Raw genomic sequence first — 22,731 nt, forward strand, 5'->3', positions numbered from 1 at the left:
GAGCGGCGATACAGGTCCCGGTACTGGTCCGCGTTGATATGGGCGTCGCTGAAGTTCGCGGGGACCGGGTGGACGGGAAACTCGTGCATGGCATCAATCCGTTGTTATGTGTATCGGGTTGATCATCATACGCGTTGTGGGGGTCAGTAAAACCCGACCAAGGTCGAATAGCCTTTCCCCCACGCCGCCGCCACGGCAATGGCGGCAGCTACTGTCACAGTCTTCAGAAGCTGTACTGCAGGCCCAGCTTGAAGGTCCTGCCCTCGCCCGGCAGGGCGGCGAACTGGTCGTTGCGCTCCCCGGCGAGCCAGCCGGAGAGGTAGACGCCGCCCAGGGGGAGTTCGTATTCCTCGTCCAGCAGGTTGTCGATGGCGGCGCTCACGGTCACGTCCCGCCAGCGGTACTCGGTGCTCGCGTTCACCAGCCCATAACCGCCGGTTGCGTTTTCCAGGCGCAGTTCATCCACCCTGTCCTTGCGATCCACCCATTCGTATTCCACGCGATTGCGCCAGCCGCTGGCCTGGTGTTCCAGCGCCAGCACAGCGTTGAGCGGCATGATGTGGTAGAGGTTGCCGCCGTCATCGCTGCGCTCGCCGCGGGTGTAAGCCAGGCGCGCGTCCAGTTGCAGGCCCTGCCGCTCGTCGCTCCATAGCTGGCGGCGCCCGTGCAACTCCGCCCCGTAGAGTTCGGCGTCGAGGTTGGTGAACTGCAGCAGCGGGCGGGTGACCTGCATCGCGTTGCGCGGATTGAAGCTGCCGACCTGGCGCGCGTCGATGAAGTCGTCCACGTAGGTGTAGTAAGGCGTCAGAGACAGCAGGTTGTTGTCGTCCTCGGCCCACTGCCAGGTCGCGCTCAGGGTGTGGGCGATCTCGGGGTCGAGGTCGATGTCGCCGACGTAGCCATTGCCGTCGCCGTACCAGCCGATCATGGTCATCGCCATGGTGCCGCGGCCCCAGCTGTAGCGCTCATACAGGTTGGGCGAGCGGGTCTTGCGGGCGTAACCGAAGTCCAGGGTCTGGCTGCCGGTAAGGGCGTAGCGCCCCACCAGGGTCAGGTCGATGTTATCGTCTTCCCGACGGTGGTCGCGGGCGTTGAACGCGCTGGCCGCCGCGGCGTCGGGATTGGCCATCGGCATCGCCATGCCCATGGTCATGCCGCCGCCCAAGGTCATACTGTTGTAGGGCTGCACATCGCCGGTGTCCGAGACCACCCGCTCATAGCGCACGCCGGCCTGGCTCGACCAGCGCGGGCTCCAGGCATTCTCGACCTCCGCGTACACAGCATATCGAGTGCGCTCGCCGTCGTTGATGTTGCTGTAGTTGTCCGGCCCCATCATCATCGACCCGGGCACCGCGGGCCACCAGTCGTCGAGAGTGAAGCGGTGGTATTCATTGCCCAGGCGCAGGATATCGCCGTCGCGCAGCGGAATGATCGCCGCAATCTTGTAGCCGATGTCCTGGCCCTCGGTGTTCATCGGCATGGTGCCGGGCTTTTCATCGCTGAAGAAGCCCATCTCGTGCTCGACATCCTGCCAGGTAAGGCGCGTGTCGAGCTGGCCCCAGGCGAACTCGCGCAGGTAATTCAGGTTCAGGCCGAAGCTGGTGTTGTCCACCATGTCCATGTACTGGTTGGGGAAGCCCTGATAGGGCACCTTCTGGTAATTGAGCTTCAGCGTCGCCGACTGCTGTTCGCCGCGCAGGCCGAGGGTCAGGTTGTGGCTCTGGCTGCGGTAAAGGGTATCAAGCACCTTGTCGCCATTGCCGTCCTCGTAGCTGTCCGCCTCGTCATAGCTGCCGCTGTAGCCCAGGCTGGCGAAGTGGTTGGCGACACCGGCGTTCAGCGCCACGCCCTGCTGGTTGGCGTTACTCTGGTAGAAATAACCCGCCGAGCCTTCCAGCAACAGTTCGCCTGCTGCTTCTGCGTAGCGCGGCTGCTGTGACAGCACAGCAATGGTCCCGGCAATGCTGTCCCCGCCGGCACTCACCGGCGTCAGCCCGGCGATCACCTCCACCGACTCGATGCGGCTGGCGTCGATGTAGGACAGGGGCGGGTTCATGTGGTTGGCGCAGGAAGAGGTCACCTCGGCGCCATCGATGGACACCTTGATCCGGTCGTCATTCAGGCCGCGCAGCACCGGCAGGGCCGAAATACCTCCCGCACTGGAAAAATTCACCCCCTCGCGGGAGAGCATGTCGTCCGCACTCCCGGTACCCGAGAGCCCGGTCTCGGACTGGCCGGTTACCAGCAGCTGTTCGACCGGGCCGGGTGCATTCTGCTCCTGCGCCATGCCGCCGGCGGAGGCCAAAAGTATCAGGGGAAGGCTCGCAAGCTTCTGTTTTGACAGAACTTTTCGCACATTCATCAGGGAAATCACCTTAAACATTAACCACTAATCAGCGAGTAAGGGCGCAGATTGAATCTTGTGCCATGGGTAGAGTGTGAGACGGAACCTGCCTGATGGAACCGTGTGGCGACATGGATGTCGCCACCCGAGCCTGCACATGGATGTGCGTTTTTTGGCGTGTTCCATCAGGCAGGTTCCGTTTCACGCTCGGCGGTATTACCCGCGAGCTGTGGATTCAAGCAGAGACCATTACGCCGGAATCACTGGGAGGCGTGATTATAGGGATCGGGCGTCACCCGCGAATGAGGCAAATTGTCGCAGTGCGACAGGCACTGGCGAATCGCCGGATTCCTGATCCAGATCAAGGAATCCGGCCGGCTGGCGTTCTAGTCTGGGGGTCAAGCTGAGCAATTCCGTCCGCACACAAGCTGCTCCGGGAACTTCAGCCACCCGAACGATGAACAGGAGTTCGCACGATGACTGCTGATAACAACAATCTCCGGGCCGCCAACCCGGGTAACTATGTCAAACAACACCTGATCGACCCACTCTCCTGCGCCCGCTGCGGTTCCTGCGAGTACGCCTGCCCCGAGGAGGCCATCAGCATGGCGCCGAACGGACAGAATTACGTCGTCGACCCCGAGCGCTGCAGCGGCGGCCACGAGTGCCTGTACGCCTGCAGCACCGAGGCCATCAACGCCTGGCGCATGGTACCGGAGGGGCAGATGTATTCCCTGGAGGAGCAGTACGCCTGGGAGGAACTGCCCGCGGAGGTAGAGCTGGACGGCCACGCGATACCCCACCCCGATGCGGCGGAGGAAATGCTGCCGAGCAATCCGCCGCCCGCCTCCGCCAGTGTGGCAATTACCTTCCTGCATACGCAGAAGAATCCCCTCACCGCGCGGATCAAGCACAATAGTCGTGTGACTGTGGGCGAGTCCGAGGTACACCATATCGTGCTGGACGTTGGCGACGGCGATTTTCCCTGGCTGGAAGGCCAGAACATCGGCGTCCTGCCCCCGGGCAATGATCCCCAGGGCCATCCGCACCACATGCGCGCCTACTCCATCGCCAGTGACCGGGACGGTGAAACCCGCGCCTCGCGGGAGCTGGCCCTGACGGTCAAACGGGTGGTCGACGAGTGGGAGGGCCAACCCTACCACGGTGTCGCCTCCAACTTCCTCTGCGATCTGGAGCCTGGTGACGAGGTGCGCTGCATCGGCCCTATGGGCGAGAAATTCCTCATGCCCCAGGATCCCGAGGCGCGCCTCCTGATGATCTGCACCGGTACCGGCATCGCCCCGATGCGCGGTTTTATCCAGCGCCAGCAGCGTATCAACCCGGCACCCCATCACCCCCTGCAGCTGGTCTATGGCGGGCGTACCCGGGATGAAATGGCCTATCTCGACGAACTGGAAGCGCTGCCGGCCTCGCTGGTGGAAACCCGACTTGCGCTGTCCCGCGAAGCCGCGGAGCCGAAGCGCTATGTGCAGGACCTGCTGCGGGAGCGGGCGGCGGAACTGGCGGACTTCCTCGCCGCCGAGAAGAGCTACATCTTCATCTGCGGACTGGTCGCCATGGAACAGGCGGTGCTGGACGCGCTGGCCCACGCTGCCAGCCTGCGCGGACTGGATACCGACGACTTCTACCACCGCCTGCTACTGGAAGGCCGGCTGCAGGTCGAGACCTATTGAACCACGGCCAGCGCCTTCTCGTGGGCATACACCGCTACGGCCATCCCTGGACATAAAAAAGCCGGCGCCGCGTAACGCGGGGCCGGCTGATTGTTTCACCGCGGGTCAGCTGCCGAATTCGCGCACCAGCCCGGAGATCGACTCCTTGGCGTCGCCGAACAGCATCCGCGTGTTGTCCTTGTAGAACAGCGGGTTCTCGATGCCGGCGAAGCCGGAGGCCATGGAGCGCTTGAGCACGAACACGGTGCGCGCCTTGTCCACGTTGATCACCGGCATGCCGTAGATCGGGCTGCCCTCGTTCTCGCGGGCCGCCGGGTTGACCACGTCGTTGGCGCCGATGACGATGCACACGTCGATGGTTTCCATGCGCGGGTTGATGTCGTCCATCTCCAGCAGCTGGTCGTAGGGCACGTCGGCCTCGGCGAGCAGCACGTTCATGTGACCGGGCATGCGGCCGGCGACCGGGTGGATGCCAAAGAAGACTTCCGCACCGTTTTTCTCCAGTTCTTCCATCAGCTCCTTGACCACGTGCTGGGCCTGGGCGACGGCCATGCCGTAACCGGGCACGATGGCCACGCTGCTGGCCGCTTCCAGTACGTAGAAGGCGTCCTCGGCGGAGATCGGCTTGATCTCGCCTTCCACCGCGGTGGTTTCCACCTTGCCGGAACCGAAGCCGGAGAACAGCACGTTGGACAGCGAGCGGTTCATCGCCTTGCACATGATCTGGGTCAGGATGATACCCGAGGCCCCCACCAGCGAACCGGCGACGATCAGGATGTTGTTGTTCACCGCGAAACCGGCGGCACAGGCGGCGAGGCCCGAGTAGGAGTTCAGCAGGGAGATCACCACCGGCATGTCGGCGCCGCCGATAGGGATGACCGCCATGATGCCGAACCACAGGGACAGGGCGACGACGATGTAGAGCCACAGGTGGTTGTCCGGCTGCAGGCAGAACATCACCGCGCTGGCAAGGATGCCGAGCACGATCAGGCTGTTGACGACCTGCTGGCCGGGGAACTGCACCGCGCCGCTGCCGATGGTCTCGGACAGCTTGCCCCAGGCGATCAGCGAGCCGGTGAAGGTGATGCCGCCGATCAGGATCGACAGGACGATGGTCACCAGGGTGAAGGTGCCCGCGGTCGGCGCAATCGCCGCCCAGCCCACCAGCAGGGAGGCCAGGCCGCCGAAGCCGTTGAACAGCGCCACCATCTCCGGCATGGAGGTCATCTGCACCATGCGCGCGGCGGCGGCGCCGATGGCACCACCGACGATGATGCCGATCACGATCCACTGGTATTCGACGATGCCCTGGTCGAGCAGGGCGGCGACGACCGCCACCAGCATACCGACGGCGGAGATCATGTTGCCGCGACGGGCGGTCGCCGGCGAGCCGAGTTTCTTCAGGCCGAGGATGAACAGCGCGGCCGATACCACATAGGCGAATTGAATCAGGTTATCCATTGCGGCTTAGCTCCCCTTCTTCTTGAACATGGCGAGCATGCGGTCGGTCACCAGGTAGCCACCGACCACGTTGATGGTGGCCAGGGCCACGGCGCCGGCACCCAGCCACTGGGCCAGGTCGGTGTGGGCCGTGCCGCCGGCCAGGCTGACCGCGCCGACCAGGGTGATACCGGAAATCGCGTTGGCACCGGACATCAACGGCGTGTGCAGCGTCGCCGGTACCTTGTTGATCAGTTCGAAGCCCAGGAAGATGGACAACATGAGAATGAACGTCAGGAATGCAGCTACCATGGTTACGCCCCTCCTTCCACGATGTTCTTGATGGTTTCGTTGGTGATCGCACCGTCGTGGGTGATGATGCAACCGGGCTGGATGTCGTGGTCGAAGTTGATCACGAACTTGTTCTGTTCCTTGTCCCAGCAGTCTTCCACCAGGTTGAACAGGTTGGCGGAGTACATCTGGCTGGCGTCGCGGGCCACTTCGCCTGCGAGGTTGCCCTTGCCGATCACGGTCACGCCGCCGATGGTCACGGTTTCGTTGGGCACGGAGCCCTCGACGTTGCCGCCGGTCTCCGCCGCCATATCGACGATCACCGATCCGGGCTGCATGCCCTCGACCATATCTTTGGTGACCAGCACCGGCGGCTTGCGGCCGAAGACCTGGGCGGTGGTGATCACCACGTCGGACTTGGCGATCAGCTCTTTCTGCGCCTGGCGCTGCTTTTCCACCTGTTCGGGAGTCAGTTCCTGGGCGTAACCGCCGGCGGTTTCGCCGGTCTCACCGAGGTCGATCTCGAGGAACTTGGCGCCCAGCGAGCGCACTTGCTCGGCAGTGACCGGGCGGGTATCGAAAGCGGTGACCTTGGCACCGAGGCGCTTGGCGGTGGCAATGGCCTGCAGGCCGGCCACGCCGGCGCCGATGACGAAAACGTTGGCGGGCTTCAGGGTGCCCGCCGGGGTCATCATCATCGGGAAAATCCGCGGCAGCGCAGCGGCCGCCTCGATCACGGCGACATAGCCGGCGAGGTTGGCCTGGGAGCTCAGGGCGTCCATCTTCTGGCTGCGGGTGGTGCGGGGAATCATCTCCATGCTGATGCTGGTGATACCCGCATCCTTGAAGGCGTTGACCAGACCGTGCTCGTTGAAGGGGTCGAGGTAGCTGACGTGGATACAGCCGCGCTTCATCTGGCCGATTTCTTCCAGTGTGGGCTTGCGCAGGCGCAGCAGCATATCGGCGTTGGAAATCAGTCCGTTACGGTCGCTGGAAACGCTTGCACCGGCCTCGGTATATTCCTCATCGGAATAACCAGCACCTGAACCCATCCCGGATTCAACAATCAGTTCAGCTCCCAAGCGAACCAGTTTCTTGGCTACTTCGGGCGTAACAGGCACCCGGCATTCGCCTGGATGGGTCTCCCTGGGTATGGCAATTCGCATTGCAGTCAACTCTCCCCGTTGGATTAATCTGGTGCGCACCGTGCACGACAACCCGTTCCCGGGAGCTGCCAGCGGTGGCGCTTGTAATCGCTTTTATTTACCCGGATTCGGGCAGCGCGCTACTCTAGCACAGCCCAACTCAAGCACAAACGATGCCGGATATTCAGATTATGGATGCCCGACAGGGGCGCAACTGTACCCCAAGGGGCGGATCATGTCTATAAAAAACATTCGTGATGGTTTTATATATCCGTCGCAGGGCCGTAGCGCCACCACGGTGGCAGCAGCTCGCGATAGCGCGCATCGCGGTAGCGCGGGTCGATGAGTAGCGCCCGCCCGCGGTCGCTGTGGGTCCGCACCACCCGGCCCAGGGCCTGCGCCACTTTCTGCATGCCAGGGTAGCGGTAGGCAAATTCGAAACCCGGTTCGCCCCGGTCATCGTGCCACTGGCGCAACTGCTCCCGCTCCCGCCCGACCTGCGGCAGGCCCACGCCGACCACGACGACGCTGGCAAGCTGGTCGCCCGGCAGGTCCACACCCTCACCGAATACCCCGCCGAGAATGCAGAACGCGGCGACGTCGCGGCGCTGCACCAGCAGTTCCAGCAGTTCCTCCCGCCGCGCGCCGGACTGCTGCCACAGGCGCCGGCCGGCGACGCCGGGGTCCAGTTGGTGGATCAATTCCAGGCAGTCGCGCAGGTACTGGTGGGAGGGGAAGTAGACGATGCAGTTGCCCGGGCACTCCTCCAGCCAGCGCAGGATCCGCCGGGCCAGCAGCGGCAGGGAGGCGGCGCGCTGCTGGTAGCGGGTATCGATACTGCCGTCGATTTCCACATCCAGCTGGCTCGCGTCAAAGGGTGAGTCGAAGCGCCGCGCCACGCCGCCCCCGGCCAGGCCGAGCGAGCGCTGCATCCAGCCCGCTGGGGACAGGGTGGCGGAAAAGGCCACCAGCGCATGCACCCGCTGCTGGGCCAGGGCCAGCAGGCGCGCGGGGTCGATGCAGCGCAGTTCCAGCACCAGCCCCTGCTTGCCCGCGCCAAGGGTCAACTCGAAGCGGAAATCGTCGCCCCAGTGCTCGGCGACCCGCGACCAGTGCAGCAGGGCAAAGAAAAAGTCCATCACCTCCGGGTGCCGGGGGGCAAAGCGCGGGTCGTCGGCCAGCGCGCCACCCACCGCCGCCGTGCACTCGGCGAGCCGGCCGCTGAACTGCTCAGGCAGGCCGGGGCGGCTGTCCCAGCCGCGCGCTGCCCAGCTCTCCTTCTGCAGTTCCAGCAGGCTGCGGTTCAGTGCATCCAGCGTACGCCTGACGGCGGAGGGGGCCTCGCCGCGGGCGCGCATCAGGGCGGCCTTTTCCAGCCGGGCGCTGTACATGCCCCGCGCGCGGTCCGGCAGGTTGTGGGCTTCGTCCACCAGCAGGCTCCAGCGGCGGCTGTCGCCACCGATGCGCCGGCCCATGCCACTGTTCAGGCTATATATATAGTGGGCGTCTGCGATCACGATATCGCACCAGGGCAGCATGTCTTCCGCCAGCTGGTAGGGGCAGACCTGGTGGCTGCGGCCGATGGCCTGCATCTGTTCGCTGTCGAGCACCCCGCCGTCGAGGGCATCGCGCATGGCGGCCGGCAGCCGGTCGTAGTAACCCCGGGCATAGACGCAATCATCCCCGTGGCAGGCGCTGCCCGGCGACAGGCAGACGCTGTCCTTCGCGCTGAGGCTGAGACTGCTGGCGATCAACCCCTCCCCCTGCATCAGCCGCAGGCACTCTTCCGCTGCCCGGCGCCCCACGGTGCGAAAGGTCACAAAGACCAGCGCATCGTGCTTTGCCAACCCCAGGGCCTTGAGCGCGGGGAACAGCACCGCAGCGGTCTTGCCGATACCGGTCGGCGCTTCTATTAACAGCTGGCCGCCGCGGTCGATGCATTTATAGGCCAGCTCGGCGATGTCGCGCTGGCCGGGGCGGAACTCGCCGTGGGGAAAGGCCAGCGAGCCGATGCTGGCGCCGCGCGCGAGACGCAGCCGGTGCAGTGCCTGCAACCAGCCGGCAAAGTCCGCCAGCGTGGCGTCGAGAAACTCCGCCAGTTGCCCGGCGCTGTAGTGCTGGTCGAGGGCCTGCTCCTCGTCGCTGTCGATGTTCAGCCAGGTGAGCCGGACCAGCAGGGCATCCAGGCCCTCCTCTGCCGCCACCAGCGCGGCGTAGAGGCGCGCCTGCGCCAAGTGCTGCTGGCTCACTTCCGCCGGGATCGCGGAAAACGGCACCCGGCAGGTCTTGATCTCCTCGAGCAGGCACTGCTCGGGGTCGTAGCCGTCCGCCCTGCCCTGCAACAGCAGGGTGATGTCGCCGCAGTCAACCCGCCGGCTGACCGCATATTCACGCCGGTAGCTGGCCGGGCGCCGCCGGTAGATACGCTCGTGGCCCTGCATGCCCTGCTCCCCGGTCGGCGACGGCGTGAAGCGGTGATCGATGCTGCCGCGGCGATGGCAGAAGGCGGCAAGGTCGCGCACCCCGATGCGGTATTCAGTCATCGCGCCAACTCACCTGCGCCACCGCGGCGGGAATGCCCTCGGCGGCAAAAAAGCGCAGCCAGCGTTTCTGCGACTCCTGCAGCTTGTCGCCCGGGCCTTTCACCTCGACCAGGCAGTAGTCGCCGGGCGCCGCCCCGAGCGCCAGCAGGTCGGGAAAGCCGCGGCGGTTTTCGCCGGGGTCGAACAGCATGCGGCGCCAGATCGCCAGCAGGTGCGCCGCCGGGATAACCGCGGTGGCGGCGGCGATGAGCGCCTCGTCGACCTGGCGCCAGTCGGTCCAGCGGCACTGGTAGGCCTGGTACGCGCGGCAGGCCCGGGTCAGTTCCCGCTGCAGGTCGCTTGTCGCCAGCGCTTCGAAACGCGCCTCGATGGCGTCCTTGCGACTCTGGTAAAAGGATCGCTGGTACATGTCGGTCGGCGCACCCTGGAAGGCGTTATTGAAGGCGCCGGGCAGGGGGGCGAAGATTTCCTGCCAGAAAGCCAGGCCGAACAGGGTGTTCATCAGCGCGTTTTCCACGTAGTGCACCGCCGCCCAGTCAGCGGACAGGTGCGCCGCGGTGGCCAGTTCCACCCTGCTGTTGCTGGCAGGCAAGGCCAGTTCTAGCTGGCTGAACCTGTCCCTGGCTTGCGGTTCTCGTGGCAGGCCCAGTAGGCGGCGCAAGCGGGTGCCGATGCGGCCCATGGCATCGCGCTCTTCCTCGCACCAGGGGTCGCCGATGGCGGTCTCGGCCAGTCGTAGAGCCCCTTGCAGGTCGCCACTGCGTTCCATGACCCGCGCACTTCGCTCGCGGGCAGGGTGGGTTTCGCTTTGCCGGTAGAGGGCGAGCGCCAGCTCAAGTTCATCCTGGCGTTCCAGTTCCCGGGCGAGGCGGTTACAGAGGCGGTCGCGGCGGGCCTGGTTAGCTATGTGCTGCGCCGGGGTTTCCAGAGTGAGTTGCGCGAGGTGACGGAGCGCCTGTCCACGGTCGGTCGGCTCACTCTCCCCCCGTCGGGAACGCCAAAAAGCGCCATCCATGGCAGGCTCGGGTTCGGCCGTCCCTGGCCTCACACGTCCCGCCGGGGGGAGAGTGAACCGCCCGCCCTGCTGCGAAGCGTCGTCTGCCACTTCCCTCCATATATCTTCCAGCCGGGCGAACTGCAGATATTCCTCCACTGCGTCACGACTGGGGAACAGCCGCCGCGAGCGGTCGAGCTGGTAGGGATAGTACCGCGCGACGCCGAGGTCGCTGAGGACGAAATCGGTAAGGCTCTGGCGGCGGTTGCCGAAGAACAGCAGCTGCAGCAGGGCGACTGTGTCAGTTGCCGCGGGCGCGACGATGCGGGCGCCGTCCAGTGCGGCGAGTGTGGCGCAGAGGGATTCGGGGGTCTCGCCGCGCGCGTCGAGGGCCGCCAGCAGCTCGGCCTTGCGTGCCGGGGCCAGCGCGAATCCGCGAATGAGTTCCTCCCGGGTCGCCAGGCGGGCGAATTCATCGGACTCCAGCTGGCTTGCTTCCACGGCGAGTTCGGCGGCGAGCAGTTCGTCGAGCGGCGGTCCGCAGGCACCGATTTCCGGGTAGTGCAGCGCGGCCTCGCGGAACCAGGGCCCGACCCGGGAAACCAGCCGCACATAGAGGCACTGGGCGGGAAGCGACGCGTCTCTCCAGCGCTGCAGGAATGCTGTCTCCTGCGCATCCAGCAGGTCGCCGTACTGCGCGTCGACGGTGTCCAGCAGGCGCGCGAAGTTGTCCCGGTAATACAGGGGCTGGAGTTCAGGCGGCGCTGGCTCGGGGATCACTGGCATGGCCGTCCCATTATCCTGTATCTGCGCGGGATTCGCCCCTGCGCCATGCTGTACCGGGCACGGAAATTGCGGCATCCTGATCCACGACTGGCTAGAGCAGGTATTCGCAGTGACATTTATTCCCCCGGGCAAGGAGCGCCTCAACCCCCTACTGGCGCTCACTCCCATTGTCTTCCTGGTGGTTTTGCTCGCGGCTTCTGTCTACCTGTTCGGCTCGGATTCCTCCTACGGCGCCAACCAGATCGCCCTGGTCCTCGCCAGTTGCGTGGCCGCGCTGGTGGGGCGCCGGGTCGGCCTGCGCTGGCACCAGGCGCAGGAGGGCCTGATCCACGGTATCAGCCTGGGACTGGGGCCGACCATGATCCTGCTGGCGGTGGGCATGCTGATCGGCACCTGGATTCTCTGCGGCACGGTGCCGGCGATGATCTACTACGGGGTGGAGCTGTTGAACCCGCGCTTTTTTTACGCGGCCAGTGCACTGATCTGCGCCATCGTCTCGATCAGCATCGGCAGTTCGTGGACGGTAGCGGGCACCATGGGCATCGGGTTGATGGGCATCGCCGGCAGTTTCGGCCTCTCCCCGGGAATCGCCGCCGGGGCCATCGTCTCCGGGGCCTATTTCGGCGACAAGCTTTCGCCGATGTCCGACACCACCAACCTCGCCGCCGCAGCCACCGGGGTCGACCTGTTCGAGCACATCCGCCACATGCTGTGGACCACGGTGCCGGGTTTCGTCATCGCCCTGCTGATTTTCACCCTGCTCGGCCTCGGCAGCGCGCCCGCGGTGGAGCCAAAGGAGATCAGCGCCCTGCAGGCGGCAATCACCAGCGAGTTCAACGTCGGCGCCCATTTGCTGCTGCCGCTCGCGCTGATGCTGTTCCTGGTCTACAAGCGCACCCCCGCCTTCCCGTCGATCGTGGTGAGCGCGCTGGCCGGCGCCCTCTTCGCCCTACTGTTCCAGCCGCAGCAGGTGGTGGCGCTGGGCGGCGCCGGCGAGGAGCTCGGCCGCTTCTTCAGCCTGCTCAAGGGCATCTGGCTGGCCCTGGCCAACGGCTATGTCTCCAACAGCGGCAACGAATTCCTCGACGCCCTGCTCAGCAAGGGCGGCATGAGCAGCATGCTCAATACGGTCTGGCTGATCATCTGCGCGCTCGGCTTTGGCGGGGTGCTGGAACGCACCGGGATTCTCGCCTACCTGCTGGAACTGGCCCTGCGCCGGGTGAAAAGCATCGGCTCGCTGATCGCCACCACGGTCGCCACCTGTTTCGGCACCAACATCCTCGCCGCCGACCAGTTCATCGCCGTGGCCCTGCCGGGCCGCATGTACCGCGACGCCTACAGCGAGCGCGGGCTCTCGCGGCTCAACCTGTCGCGCACCCTGGAGGACTCGGCCACCCTGACCTCGGCCCTGATCCCCTGGAATACCTGTGGCGCCTACATGTCGGCCACCCTGGGTGTGGCCACCTTCGCCTATGCGCCCTACGCCTTCTTCAATCTCGCCTGCCCGCTGATCGCCATCACCTACGGCTACCTGCACTTCGCCCTGAAGCCGGCGGAGTACGATGAACAGCACGCGCACGGCTCAGCCGGCAGCGCGGAAACCGCGCCACCCGCCAAGTAGCCATTCAGCAGGGATAAGGGGTCAGCAGCGCGACCAGTCGAAGGCCAGGACCTGGCTGATACTGTCGCGCCCCAGCGCCAGCATCAGCAGCCGGTCGAGCCCGAGGGCGACGCCGGAGCAGTCGGGCATTCCCGCCGCCAGCGCCGCCAGCAGGCGCTCGTCCAGCGGCCGCTCGGGTTGACCCTGTGCGCGCCGCCGGGCGTTGTCGCGCTCGAAGCGCTGGCGCTGTTCGTCGGCAGCGGTGAGTTCGTGGTAGCCGTTGGCGATCTCCACCCCGTCCACATACAGCTCGAAGCGCTCGGCCACCAGCTCGCCCGCGTCCTCGACCACCCGGGCCAGCGCGGCCTGGGAAGCCGGGTAATGGTAGACGAAACACAGGCCTCGCCCGGCGAGGCGCGGCTCGACAAGATGACTCATCAGCAGATCCAGCCAGAGGTCGCGGTCGCCCGCGAGAGTGCCCGGGTCGAGGTGGTTGCGGGCCAGCACTTCCAGCTCGGCAACCGTTGCCCGCAGGGGGTCCAGCCCCAGCTCGCGCTGGAACAGCGCCCGGTAGCTGGTGAATTGCACCGGCTGCTCGCCGATGCAGGCCTGCACCAGCGCGGCCACCTCGTCCATCAGCTGGAGCAGGTCGAAGCCGGGCCGGTACCATTCCAGCAGGCTGAATTCGGGATTGTGGCGGCGCCCGGCCTCGCCGTCGCGGAACACCCGGGAGACCTGGTAGATCGGGCCGGAACCCGCCGCCAGCAGGCGCTTCATGGCGTATTCGGGGGAGCTTTGCAGGTAGCGGGGACGGGACAGCGACACCCCGGCGGTCAAGGCCAGGTTTTCAATCGCCGGGTCGGTAACCCCGGCCTCGCAGAGTTGGGGGGTCTCGACCTCGAGTACATCGCGGCTGTCGAAGAAGCCGCGCACCGCCTGCAACAGGCGGGCGCGGGCGCGCAGCGCTTCGAGGTCAGCAGAGGGCTGCCAGGACATCGCTGCAACTACCGGCGAGCCGGTTTTACTTGCTGACGCGGTTCTGGTATTCGCCGGTGCGGGTGTCCACGCGGATCACTTCGCCCTGGCTGAGGAACAGCGGAACCTTGACCACAGCGCCGGTCACCAGCTTGGCCGGTTTGTTGCCGCCCTGGGCGGTATCGCCCTTGAGGCCGGGGTCGGTCTCGACGATTTCCAGTTCGACAAAGTTGGGCGGCGTAACCGACAGCGGGCTGCCGTTGTACAGGGTGACCACGCACTCATCCTGCTCTTTCAGCCACAGGTGGGCTTCGCCGACGGCCTTGGCGTCAGCCTGGAACTGTTCGAAGGTATCCGGCTCCATGAAGTGCCAGAAGTCGCCGTCGCTGTAGAGGTACTGCATGTCGCGGTCGACCACGTCGGCGCCCTCGAGGGATTCACCGGAACGGAAGGTCCGCTCCCAAACCCGGCCGGTGTTGAGGTTGCGCAGCTTTACGCGGTTGAATGCCTGGCCCTTGCCCGGCTTGACGAATTCGTTCTCGAGGATGTTGCAGGGCTCGCCGTCCAGCATGACTTTGAGGCCACCGCGAAATTCATTGGTAGAATATGTCGCCATGATTGTTGGGTCCGGTTTTAAAAGGGCGCTAATGATACCCCAGCGGACAGCGCTTTGGGAGCCACTGCGAGCAGGCCAAATCGGCGGAAGTGCGCTACTCTTCTGGCTTGATGACTCACTATTCGAGGATGATGGGAAATGAGTAGGGAAGCCCTGTTCGATATCGTGCTTCCTGCCCAGGACCTGGCGCAGTATTCGCATTTCCAGCCCGATGCCGAGCATGCCCGCGCCTGGGCGGCACAGCTGCCCGTCACCAATATTCGCGCGGTATCCGCCCAGTTGCTCGAGGCGCTGGGAGACCTGAATCACTGTAGCCTGCCCCCGGAAATCCGCTTCGAGATACTGGAAACGCTGTCCGATTACCTGCGCGTCACGCTCACCAATCTCACCCGCCGCTTCCTCCACCAGCCCCTGGTGATGCCCGCCGAGCCCCAGCGGCTGGCGGAGCGCGCCGAGGCGCTGCTCGCCGAACTGCAGGCCGCCTATACCATCGTCGCGATCGAAACCCAGCGCAGCCACGAGCGCATCCACGCGGTCAACCCGGCGAAACTGCTCTGTGAATCCCTGCAACAGGCCCTGGAATTTGCCGGGCGGCGTATCCTGCTGGCCTTCCAGTTGCACCGCCCGGCGCCCCTCAACAGCTGGCTCGATCTGCACCGGCTGTATGCCCTGGCGGAATGGCAGGGGCTGGAACACCACGCGCTCAAGGGAGCCGCGCAAGCGGGCAAGACCGTCGCCTCTACCTACCTGCAGGCACTCATGCTCGGCTGCAGCAAGCCCAACCAGCTGCTGCAAACCGACCTGGAAGCGGTATTTTTCGCCCTTGGCGAGTGGCATGGGAAACTGCACATCGGTCCTGTCGGCAAGCTCGAGGGCCTGTTCTGCGTGGACCTGGCCAGCGACCAGCCGGCCGTCTACAGCAGTCTCTATGGCGACTCCGGTGTGGCCACCCGGCGGATCATCAACTGCGAGGAACTGGTGGGCCACCTGCAGGCACTGCGCGACCCGGACAACGGCTACGACGGGCGCGGCATCCGCCTCGGTTGCGGCCTGACCCTGCCGGACGCCATGCTGGCGCACCTGATGGAGGCCCTCGGCAGCATGAGCATGCGCACCTACAAGCGCATTGCCACCAACACGCCGGTGCTGGTCAGTCTCGGTATCAGCGGCGCCCACTACCACGCGGCGGGAGAACACAACTTCGCCCAGCTGCTGCACGGCCGCGACCACCGCTCGGACAGCCTCGACGCGGCAAACCCCAACCCCTTTCTCCAGCCCCTGCACGGGGGGGACATCTGGTCCGGGTCGAATTCCGGCGCCCACGACAGCCACCGCGGCCAGCAGGCGGGCAGCGCCGCCGATTTCTCCCACAACATTGAGCTGGATATTTTTACCCGGCAGGTCATCGAGGAACTGGAGGTCGCGCCGATGGAGCGCGCCGTGCCCCTGTACCGGGTGCAGCAGCGCAACGCGAGTCCCGGCGGCTACTGCCTGGAATGGGACCAGAACCTGCCGGTGGACGCGCGCAACGGCGAAATCCTGTGTATCCAGGAAAACCCCCGGGCCCACTGGTCGATCGCCATGATCCGCTGGGTCAGCCGGCTGGAAAACGCCCACACCCTGGTCGGCGTGGAATTACTCAGCCCCCGGGCCACCGCCTGCGGTATCCAGCCGCGGCAGAATATCGGCAACAACCGCAGCCCGCAGCGCGGCCTGCTACTCCCCGAGATCAACCTGATCGGCCAGCCCGCCACCCTGATCACCCCCCGCGCCGGCTTTCGCGAGGGCATGAAGGTCAGCCTGTTGCGCTACGGCGAGGCGCGGCACATCCAGCTGGAACGGCAGCGCGCCAGCACCGGCAGTTTTACCCAGTTTGAATTTCGCGATATCCACCGGCTGGATGAATTGCTCAACGAGAAAAAACTCGGCCCGCTGGATTCGCTTTACGACTCCGTGTGGAGCAATATCTAGGGCCTGCTAGAGGCCCGGGCGGTTCTGCTGGTAGCGGTCGCTGAGCCCCAGCAGGTAGAGGATGGCGTCCAGCCCGAGGGTTGAAATCGACTGCTCGGCCGACTGTTTCACCAGCGGCTTGGCGCGGAAAGCCACGCCGAGACCGGCGATACTCAGCATCGGCAGGTCGTTGGCGCCGTCGCCCACGGCGATCACCTGTTGCAGGTCTATGCCCTCCGCCTCGGCCAGCTGGCGCAGCAACTGTGCCTTGCGCTGGCCATCGACGATTTCACCACTCACCTCGCCCGTCACCCTGCCATGCTCGATGTCCAGTTCATTGGCGAACACGTAGTCGATGCCCAGGCGGTGCTGCAGGTAGCGGGCGAAGTAGGTAAAGCCCCCGGAGAGAATCGCCGTGCGGTAGCCCAGCGCGCGCAGGGTGGAGATCAGGTGCTCGGCGCCCTCGGTGATTTTCAGGCGCGCCGCCACTTCTTCCAGCGCCGACTCTTCCAGTCCCTTGAGCAGGCCCACCCGGGCGCGGAAGCTCGCGGAGAAATCCAGCTCGCCGCGCATTGCCCGTTCGGTGATCGCGCTGACTTCCTCGCCAACACCGGCGCAGGCCGCCAGTTCGTCGATCACCTCGGCCTCGATCAGGGTCGAATCCATATCGAAAGCCACCAGCCGGCGGTGGCGGCGGTACATATTGTCCTGCTGGAAGGCGAGGTCGATCTCCAGCTCCGCGGCCACCTCCAGCAGGTCGCGGCGGAATACCGCGGCATCCACCAGCGGCCCGCGCACGGAAAACTCCACGCAGGCCTTGGACAGCGCCGGCAATTCGCCCAGCGGTATACGCCCGGAGAGCCGGGTAATACTGTCGATATTGAGCTGGTGGGCGGACACCACCCGGGTCACCCGGGATATCTGGTCGGCGGTCAGTTTGCGCGCCAGCAGGGTAATGATATAGCGCGGCCGCCCCTGCGCCCCGACCCATTCGCTGTAACTGGCCGCATCCACCGCCGAGATCCGCGCGCGCATGCCGCGCTGCCCGGCGTTCGCCTCCACCGCGGCACAGATCGCCTCGCGGTCGCTGCCGTCGGGCAGCTCCACCAGCATGCCGAGGGACAGGGTGTCGTGTATCACCGCCTGGCCGATATCCAGCACGTTCACGCCCTGCGCGGCGAGGATCGCGGTAACGCCGGTGGTGACGCCGGGCTGGTCTTCGCCGGAGAAGGTTATCAGCAGTATTTCGCTCAAGGGGGGTGGCCGTGTCGCTGGACTGGTTAAAAGGGGGGCTATTCTACCTGCTGGCCGCTTGGGGATGGAAGCGACCTGGATTCAGGCTCCGTTTGCCTGTTTGCTGGGGTGGCTTCGGTGCGGGGGGGTGGCTACGGTGCGGGGGTGGCTACGGTGCGAGGGTAGTTTCGGCGACGAGCGCGAAGCGGAACCTGCCTGCTGGAACACGTCAAAAAGCGCACATCCATGTGCAGACTCGGGTGGCGACATCCATGTCGCCACACGGTTCCAGCAGGCAGGTTCCGCTTCACACTCTCCCTCCGGCGCAAGATTCACATTGGTCACGCTGTAAAGCTGGAACTGGAACTGGAACTGGAACTGGAGCGTGTGCCCAATCGTACTTTTTCTTCGGGAAAGAACAGCCGTCGTCCGGATTTACCACTGAACGTGAGAGCCTCTGCGGGCGCTTTACCACCCGTGCCTGGACCCAGTTACCACTGGGCCTCCGAATCACTTCCAAATAAACAGAGACATCAGCCGTAGAGCAACTCTGGAGAAGCTCACAGCGACACAAACCCCGCGCCACCCCGGCGAGTGGTTTATACTGGCGCCCACTTTCATGGGGGAAAGAACAACGTGCTCGACCGACTCAGGAACGCACCCTTGAGCCACCAGATTGCCACCGCCGCAGCGCTGCTGTGCCTGCTGGCGAGCCTCGCCATGGTGGTTCTCGGCGCCATTTCCAGCCGCCACATGCAGCACCGCCAGCAGGCGGAATTCGGCAACGCCCTCGCCCGGCAGGTGGCGGCGCAGGTCGGGCTGGCGCTGGAGACCGGCGACCTGCTGCGGCTGCGTGCCTCGCTGCAGCGCTTTGTCGACACGACTGCGGCGCAACAGGCGGTGGTGCTGGATATCGAGGGCAAACCGCTGGGAGAGGCGGGCGAGCCGGAGGGGCGCTACCTGCAACAGTACCGTGCGCCCGTGCATATCGAGTCCAATATCGCGGGTGAGGCGGTGGTGACCATCGCCACCGACACCGCCAGCACCGACCAGCGCCGCTTTGTGCTGAGCCTGCTGGGCCTGGCGGTGGTGCTCAGCCTCGCGGTTTATGGCGGCGGCCTGCAGCTGGGTAAATCCCTCGGCGCCCGTATTCGCAAGCTGTCGCGCTACCTGGCCCTCGAGGACGGCGGCAACCGCTTGCCGGCCAACGAAGTGGCGGCGCTGGAATCCCGCATCAAGGCGCTGCCCATGGACCTGCTGCGCACCCGGGAAAACCACGCCGCCAGCGACGAGCACTACAAGGGCACCGCGGTGCTCTACCTGCAACTGGATAGCCTGAGTGATTACGTCGATACCCTCGACGAGCAGTCGCTGCAGCGCTACATCACCCGCTTGCACCGGCTGGTGCACACCGCCGCGGGATTCTATGGCGGCGAGTTGCAGGTGGTGCGGCAGTTCGCGCTGGCCGTGTACTTCAGCGGCCCGGGCAAGGCGGGCAGCGCCGCGTTTCGCGCGGCCTGCTGCGCCTGGCTGGTGCAATCCGCCGCACGCGAACTGGAAGCGAAGCAGTCGCTGTCCATGCGCGTGTTCATGGCGGTCGGCGAGAGCGAGTTGGGTATCGGCGACAGTGCAGACATCTACCCCGGCCTGTACATGCAATCCACCCTGGATGAGCTGCAGCAGGCCTGCGAGAGCCGGCCGCCGAAAATTCTGCTGTCGCCCGCGGCCTGCGGGGACACCGACGTGGACGGGCGCCTGCAGCACCAGGCCACCGAGGTAATGGACTACGCGATGCTGGAGGCGGTGAGCGATCCCTACGGTGACCTGCTGGAACGGCAGCTGCGCCTGACCCTGAAACGGCTGGCGGAGCCGGCCTGAGCCCGGATCCGGGCAGCGGCTCCCACATGCGGGCCGGATTGCGCGACAAGCGCAGCGGCACATCCCCGGCCGCTGCCCTCCCCGGCGGCGATTACTCGATCACCATCGCCTCGACGCGCTGGAATCCGCGCGGCAGTTTGTTGCCGCGCCGGCCGCGCTCGCCGCGATAATGCTCGAGGTCAGCCGGTTTGAGCCGGTGGTGGCGCTTGCCGGCATAGACCACCAGTGAATCGCCCTCGCCCAGCACCTGCACCGCGATCATGTATTCCTCACGGGACTGAACCCGCGCCGAGGGAATGCCGATGATCTTGTTGCCCTTGCCGCGGGCCATCTGCGGCAGATCGGCCAGCGGGAACACCAGCAGGCGCCCCTCGTTGGATACCGCCGCGACCCAGCTGCCCTCGGGATTCGCCGGCACTGGCGCCGGTTGCATGACCCGGCCGCCCTTGGGCAGGTTGAGCACGGCCTTGCCTGCCTTGTTCTTGGCCTGCAGGTCCGCCAGTTTGGCGACGAAGCCGTAGCCGGCGTCCGAGGCCAGCAGGTAGAGTTGCTCGTCGCTGCCGGTCAGCACCCCCTCGAAGGTGGCGCCGGAGGGCGGGTTGATCCGCCCGGTCAGCGGTTCGCCCTGGCCGCGGGCAGAGGGCAGGTTGTGCGAGGCCAGCGTGTAGGCCCGGCCGGTGGAGTCGAATACCACCGTGGGCTGGTTGCTGCGCCCTTTGGCCACCAGCTTGAAGCTGTCGCCGGACTTGTAGCTGAGGCTGGTGGGGTCGATGTCGTGGCCCTTGGCGGCGCGAATCCAGCCCTTTTCCGAGACCACGATGGTGATCGGGTCCGAGGTGGTCAGTTCCAGCTCGCTGAAGGCCCGCGCCTCGTCGCGCTGCGCCAGCGGCGAGCGGCGCTCGTCGCCGTATTCCTCGGCGGCGGCCAGCAGCTCCTTTTTCATCAGGGTTTTCAGGCGCGCGTCGGAGCCGAGTATCTGCTGCAGGCTGTCACGCTCGGCGCTCAGCTCGTCCTGCTCGGCGCGGATGTTCATTTCCTCGAGCTTGGCCAGGTTGCGCAGTTTCAGGTCGAGGATCGCCTCGGCCTGCACGTCGGTGATGCCGAAGCGCTGCATCAACGCGGGCTTGGGCTTGTCCTCGGTGCGGATGATGTGGATGACCTCGTCGATATTGAGGTAGGCGACCAGGTAACCCTCGAGGATGTGCAGGCGTTTTTCCACCCGCTCCAGCCGGTACTGCAGGCGCCGGCGGGTGGTCTCCTTGCGGAATTCCAGCCACTCGCTGAGGATGCGGTCGAGCCCCTTCACCGCGGGCCGGCCGTCGATGCCGATCATGTTGAGGTTCACCCGGTAGCTCTTCTCGAGGTCCGTGGTGGCGAACAGGTGGCCCATTACCGCCTCCACATCGACCCGGTTGGAGCGCGGCACGATGACCAGGCGGGTGGGATTCTCGTGGTCGGATTCGTCGCGCAGGTCGGCGACCATGGGCAGTTTCTTCGCCTGCATCTGCTGGGCGATCTGCTCCAGCACCCGCGACCCGGAGACCTGGTAGGGCAGCGCGCTGACCACGATATCGCCGTCCTCCTGCTCCCAGACCGCGCGCATCTTGAGGGCGCCGCGGCCGCTTTCATACATCGCGATGATGTCCTCGCGGGGGGTGATGATCTCGGCCTCGGTGGGAAAGTCCGGCGCCAGCACGTGCTCGCAGAGCTCGCGCACGGTGGACTTCGGCGCCTCCAGCATGCGGATGGCCGCGGTCACCACTTCCCGCAGGTTGTGGGGCGGGATATCGGTCGCCATCCCCACCGCGATCCCGGTGGTGCCATTGAGCAGCACGTTGGGCACCCGGGCCGGCAGCACGGAGGGTTCGTCCATGGTGCCGTCGAAGTTCGGCACCCAGTCCACGGTGCCCTGGCCCAGTTCGGACAGCAGGACTTCCGCGTAGGGCGTCAGGCGCGATTCGGTGTAGCGCATGGCGGCGAAGGATTTCGGGTCGTCCGGGGAACCCCAGTTGCCCTGCCCGTCCACCAGCGGGTAGCGGTAGCTGAAGTCCTGGGCCATCAGCACCATGGCCTCGTAGGCGGCGCTGTCGCCGTGGGGATGGAACTTGCCGATGACATCGCCGACGGTGCGCGCGGACTTCTTGTACTTGGCGGTGGCTTTCAGCCCCAGTTCGCTCATGGCGTAGACGATGCGCCGCTGCACCGGCTTGAGGCCGTCGCCGATATTCGGCAGCGCGCGGTCCAGGATCACGTACATGGAGTAGTCCAGGTAGGCCTTCTCCGTGTAGGTCTTGAGGGACACCTGCTCGATGCCGTCCTCGTCGATACTTACAATATCAGTCATGGTTTTTCCGATCTGCTAATACGCCCGCGCACTGCGGGCCGCTACATCTGGTTGAACCGGCGACGGCGCGGGGGTTTCAACCCCGCTGGCTCACCAGCTGCTGGTTGAGGTTGGCGATGGCGTTGGCCATGTCCACCAGCAGGCTGTGAATGGTCGCCGGGTTGCGTTTGATCAACTCGGTGAACTGTTCCTTCGGCACCTTCACCACGGAACAATCGGTTTTGGCCCGCACGGTGGCGCTGCGGTCGGCGTGGGTGAGCGCCGCCATGGCGCCGAAAATCTCACCCTGCCCGATGCGCCCCACCACCACGTCGTCGACCAGCACCTCGGCGGTCCCCGCCGACATGTGGAATACGAAGTCCGCGCGCCCCCCCTGGCGGATGATGTCCTCCCCGGGGTGGTAGACCTCGAAACCCGGCGTGGCGCCGGCGCTTTCCGGGACGAAGGCGGCGGCCACCCGCAGGTTGAGGCCGGCATAGGTCACCAGCAGGCGCGTCCACAGGCGCACCGCGTTGCCGTCTTCGAACACCCGGCGCATGAACTCCAGGGCCGGATAGGCCGACAGTTTGGCGCCATGCTCGCTGCCGTAATAGACCGTGGCGTCCTCCTCGGAGGCACCGGCGATATCGGGCAGCAGGATGTCCCCGGCCTGCAGCAGGTAGACCGTGCGCCCCTGGTAGCGGGCCACCAGGTCACCGGTTTCCACCACGTAGAACTGGTTGCCATCGAAACCGCGGAAGTTGCCGCTCGGTGTCGGCGCGACTTCGACCGGTACCGCGGGCATGTTGACCGACTCCAGCAGGGCTTTGACCAGTTTTTTATATTGCTCGCCGAGGATGGTGAAATCCTGTGCGAGTTCGGCATTCGCCAGCATGGGCCTACCTCATTCCGGGCGCCA

General features: G+C 65.6%; 15 protein-coding genes. 4 read left to right on the forward strand and 11 right to left on the reverse strand.

Annotated features, from left to right (window positions below; genetic code table 11):
• Nucleotides 1-223 precede the first annotated feature (223 nt).
• A complete protein-coding gene (locus ACNKU3_RS13440) occupies nt 224-2,362 on the reverse strand; it encodes a TonB-dependent receptor (RefSeq protein ID WP_418260005.1) in 2,139 nt (712 codons plus the stop codon).
• 458 nt (nt 2,363-2,820) lie between these two features.
• Between ACNKU3_RS13440 and ACNKU3_RS13445 the strand changes: the two genes are divergently transcribed.
• Nucleotides 2,821-4,038, forward strand: coding sequence for a 4Fe-4S binding protein (locus ACNKU3_RS13445; protein ID WP_418260007.1), 1,218 nt, complete (start codon nt 2,821-2,823; stop codon nt 4,036-4,038).
• A 105-nt stretch (nt 4,039-4,143) separates the two neighbouring features.
• Here ACNKU3_RS13445 and ACNKU3_RS13450 read toward each other — a convergent pair whose 3' ends face one another.
• From ACNKU3_RS13450 to ACNKU3_RS13470, 5 genes are all read right to left on the reverse strand, one after another.
• Complete coding sequence (locus ACNKU3_RS13450; protein WP_418260008.1) at nt 4,144-5,499, reverse strand: NAD(P)(+) transhydrogenase (Re/Si-specific) subunit beta; 1,356 nt, start codon at nt 5,497-5,499, stop codon at nt 4,144-4,146.
• Between the two features lie 6 nt (nt 5,500-5,505).
• A complete protein-coding gene (locus ACNKU3_RS13455; protein ID WP_418260009.1) occupies nt 5,506-5,790 on the reverse strand; it encodes an NAD(P) transhydrogenase subunit alpha in 285 nt (94 codons plus the stop codon).
• Between the two features lie 2 nt (nt 5,791-5,792).
• Nucleotides 5,793-6,935 (reverse strand): Re/Si-specific NAD(P)(+) transhydrogenase subunit alpha, encoded by a 1,143-nt coding sequence (locus ACNKU3_RS13460; protein WP_418260010.1) that lies wholly within the window; start codon nt 6,933-6,935, stop codon nt 5,793-5,795.
• 242 nt (nt 6,936-7,177) lie between these two features.
• Entirely contained in the window at nt 7,178-9,457 is a 2,280-nt protein-coding gene (locus ACNKU3_RS13465; protein ID WP_418260011.1) for a helicase C-terminal domain-containing protein, read from the reverse strand.
• On the reverse strand, nt 9,450-11,237 hold the full coding sequence (locus ACNKU3_RS13470; protein WP_418260013.1) for a VRR-NUC domain-containing protein: 1,788 nt from the start codon (nt 11,235-11,237) through the stop codon (nt 9,450-9,452). Before ACNKU3_RS13470 ends, ACNKU3_RS13465 begins: the two co-directional genes overlap by 8 nt.
• 109 nt (nt 11,238-11,346) lie before the next feature.
• Here ACNKU3_RS13470 and nhaC point away from each other — a divergent pair, with 109 nt between their 5' ends.
• Nucleotides 11,347-12,858, forward strand: a complete 1,512-nt coding sequence (gene nhaC, locus ACNKU3_RS13475) for a Na+/H+ antiporter NhaC (protein ID WP_418260014.1) — start codon at nt 11,347-11,349, stop codon at nt 12,856-12,858.
• A 21-nt stretch (nt 12,859-12,879) separates the two neighbouring features.
• On the opposite strand, the gene epmA is transcribed toward nhaC, so the two are convergent.
• Nucleotides 12,880-13,833: an EF-P lysine aminoacylase EpmA gene (gene epmA, locus ACNKU3_RS13480; RefSeq protein ID WP_418260015.1), complete on the reverse strand. Its 954-nt coding sequence runs from the start codon at nt 13,831-13,833 to the stop codon at nt 12,880-12,882.
• Between the two features lie 25 nt (nt 13,834-13,858).
• Nucleotides 13,859-14,428 (reverse strand): elongation factor P, encoded by a 570-nt coding sequence (gene efp / locus ACNKU3_RS13485; RefSeq protein ID WP_418260016.1) that lies wholly within the window; start codon nt 14,426-14,428, stop codon nt 13,859-13,861.
• Between the two features lie 138 nt (nt 14,429-14,566).
• Between efp and ACNKU3_RS13490 the strand changes: the two genes are divergently transcribed.
• Complete coding sequence (locus tag ACNKU3_RS13490) at nt 14,567-16,399, forward strand: hypothetical protein (RefSeq protein WP_418260017.1); 1,833 nt, start codon at nt 14,567-14,569, stop codon at nt 16,397-16,399.
• 6 nt (nt 16,400-16,405) lie between these two features.
• Here ACNKU3_RS13490 and serB read toward each other — a convergent pair whose 3' ends face one another.
• Nucleotides 16,406-17,632 (reverse strand): phosphoserine phosphatase SerB, encoded by a 1,227-nt coding sequence (gene serB / locus ACNKU3_RS13495; RefSeq protein WP_418260018.1) that lies wholly within the window; start codon nt 17,630-17,632, stop codon nt 16,406-16,408.
• 642 nt (nt 17,633-18,274) lie between these two features.
• Between serB and ACNKU3_RS13500 the strand changes: the two genes are divergently transcribed.
• Nucleotides 18,275-19,489, forward strand: a complete 1,215-nt coding sequence (locus ACNKU3_RS13500) for a hypothetical protein (RefSeq protein ID WP_418260019.1) — start codon at nt 18,275-18,277, stop codon at nt 19,487-19,489.
• 91 nt (nt 19,490-19,580) lie between these two features.
• Here ACNKU3_RS13500 and parC read toward each other — a convergent pair whose 3' ends face one another.
• Together parC and ACNKU3_RS13510 are read right to left on the reverse strand one after the other, a co-directional pair.
• A complete protein-coding gene (gene parC / locus ACNKU3_RS13505) occupies nt 19,581-21,833 on the reverse strand; it encodes a DNA topoisomerase IV subunit A (protein ID WP_418260020.1) in 2,253 nt (750 codons plus the stop codon).
• Between the two features lie 76 nt (nt 21,834-21,909).
• Nucleotides 21,910-22,707: a cyclic nucleotide-binding domain-containing protein gene (locus ACNKU3_RS13510; RefSeq protein ID WP_418260021.1), complete on the reverse strand. Its 798-nt coding sequence runs from the start codon at nt 22,705-22,707 to the stop codon at nt 21,910-21,912.
• Nucleotides 22,708-22,731 lie beyond the last annotated feature (24 nt).

The organism is Haliea sp. E17 (genome assembly GCF_048323675.1).
In the GTDB taxonomy this organism is placed as follows: Bacteria; Pseudomonadota; Gammaproteobacteria; order Pseudomonadales; family Halieaceae; genus Mangrovimicrobium.

Bases quoted from the DNA above. Each gene is read 5' to 3' on its own strand.
- ACNKU3_RS13450 (WP_418260008.1), bottom strand. From the start codon at position 5,499: ATGGATAACCTGATTCAATTCGCCTATGTGGTATCGGCCGCGCTGTTC.
- parC (WP_418260020.1), bottom strand. From the start codon at position 21,833: ATGACTGATATTGTAAGTATCGACGAGGACGGCATCGAGCAGGTGTCC.
- ACNKU3_RS13465 (WP_418260011.1), bottom strand. From the start codon at position 9,457: ATGACTGAATACCGCATCGGGGTGCGCGACCTTGCCGCCTTCTGCCAT.
- ACNKU3_RS13445 (WP_418260007.1), top strand. From the start codon at position 2,821: ATGACTGCTGATAACAACAATCTCCGGGCCGCCAACCCGGGTAACTAT.
- epmA (WP_418260015.1), bottom strand. From the start codon at position 13,833: ATGTCCTGGCAGCCCTCTGCTGACCTCGAAGCGCTGCGCGCCCGCGCC.
- efp (WP_418260016.1), bottom strand. From the start codon at position 14,428: ATGGCGACATATTCTACCAATGAATTTCGCGGTGGCCTCAAAGTCATG.
- ACNKU3_RS13455 (WP_418260009.1), bottom strand. From the start codon at position 5,790: ATGGTAGCTGCATTCCTGACGTTCATTCTCATGTTGTCCATCTTCCTG.
- ACNKU3_RS13440 (WP_418260005.1), bottom strand. From the start codon at position 2,362: ATGAATGTGCGAAAAGTTCTGTCAAAACAGAAGCTTGCGAGCCTTCCC.
- ACNKU3_RS13460 (WP_418260010.1), bottom strand. From the start codon at position 6,935: ATGCGAATTGCCATACCCAGGGAGACCCATCCAGGCGAATGCCGGGTG.
- ACNKU3_RS13490 (WP_418260017.1), top strand. From the start codon at position 14,567: ATGAGTAGGGAAGCCCTGTTCGATATCGTGCTTCCTGCCCAGGACCTG.
- ACNKU3_RS13510 (WP_418260021.1), bottom strand. From the start codon at position 22,707: ATGCTGGCGAATGCCGAACTCGCACAGGATTTCACCATCCTCGGCGAG.
- ACNKU3_RS13470 (WP_418260013.1), bottom strand. From the start codon at position 11,237: ATGCCAGTGATCCCCGAGCCAGCGCCGCCTGAACTCCAGCCCCTGTAT.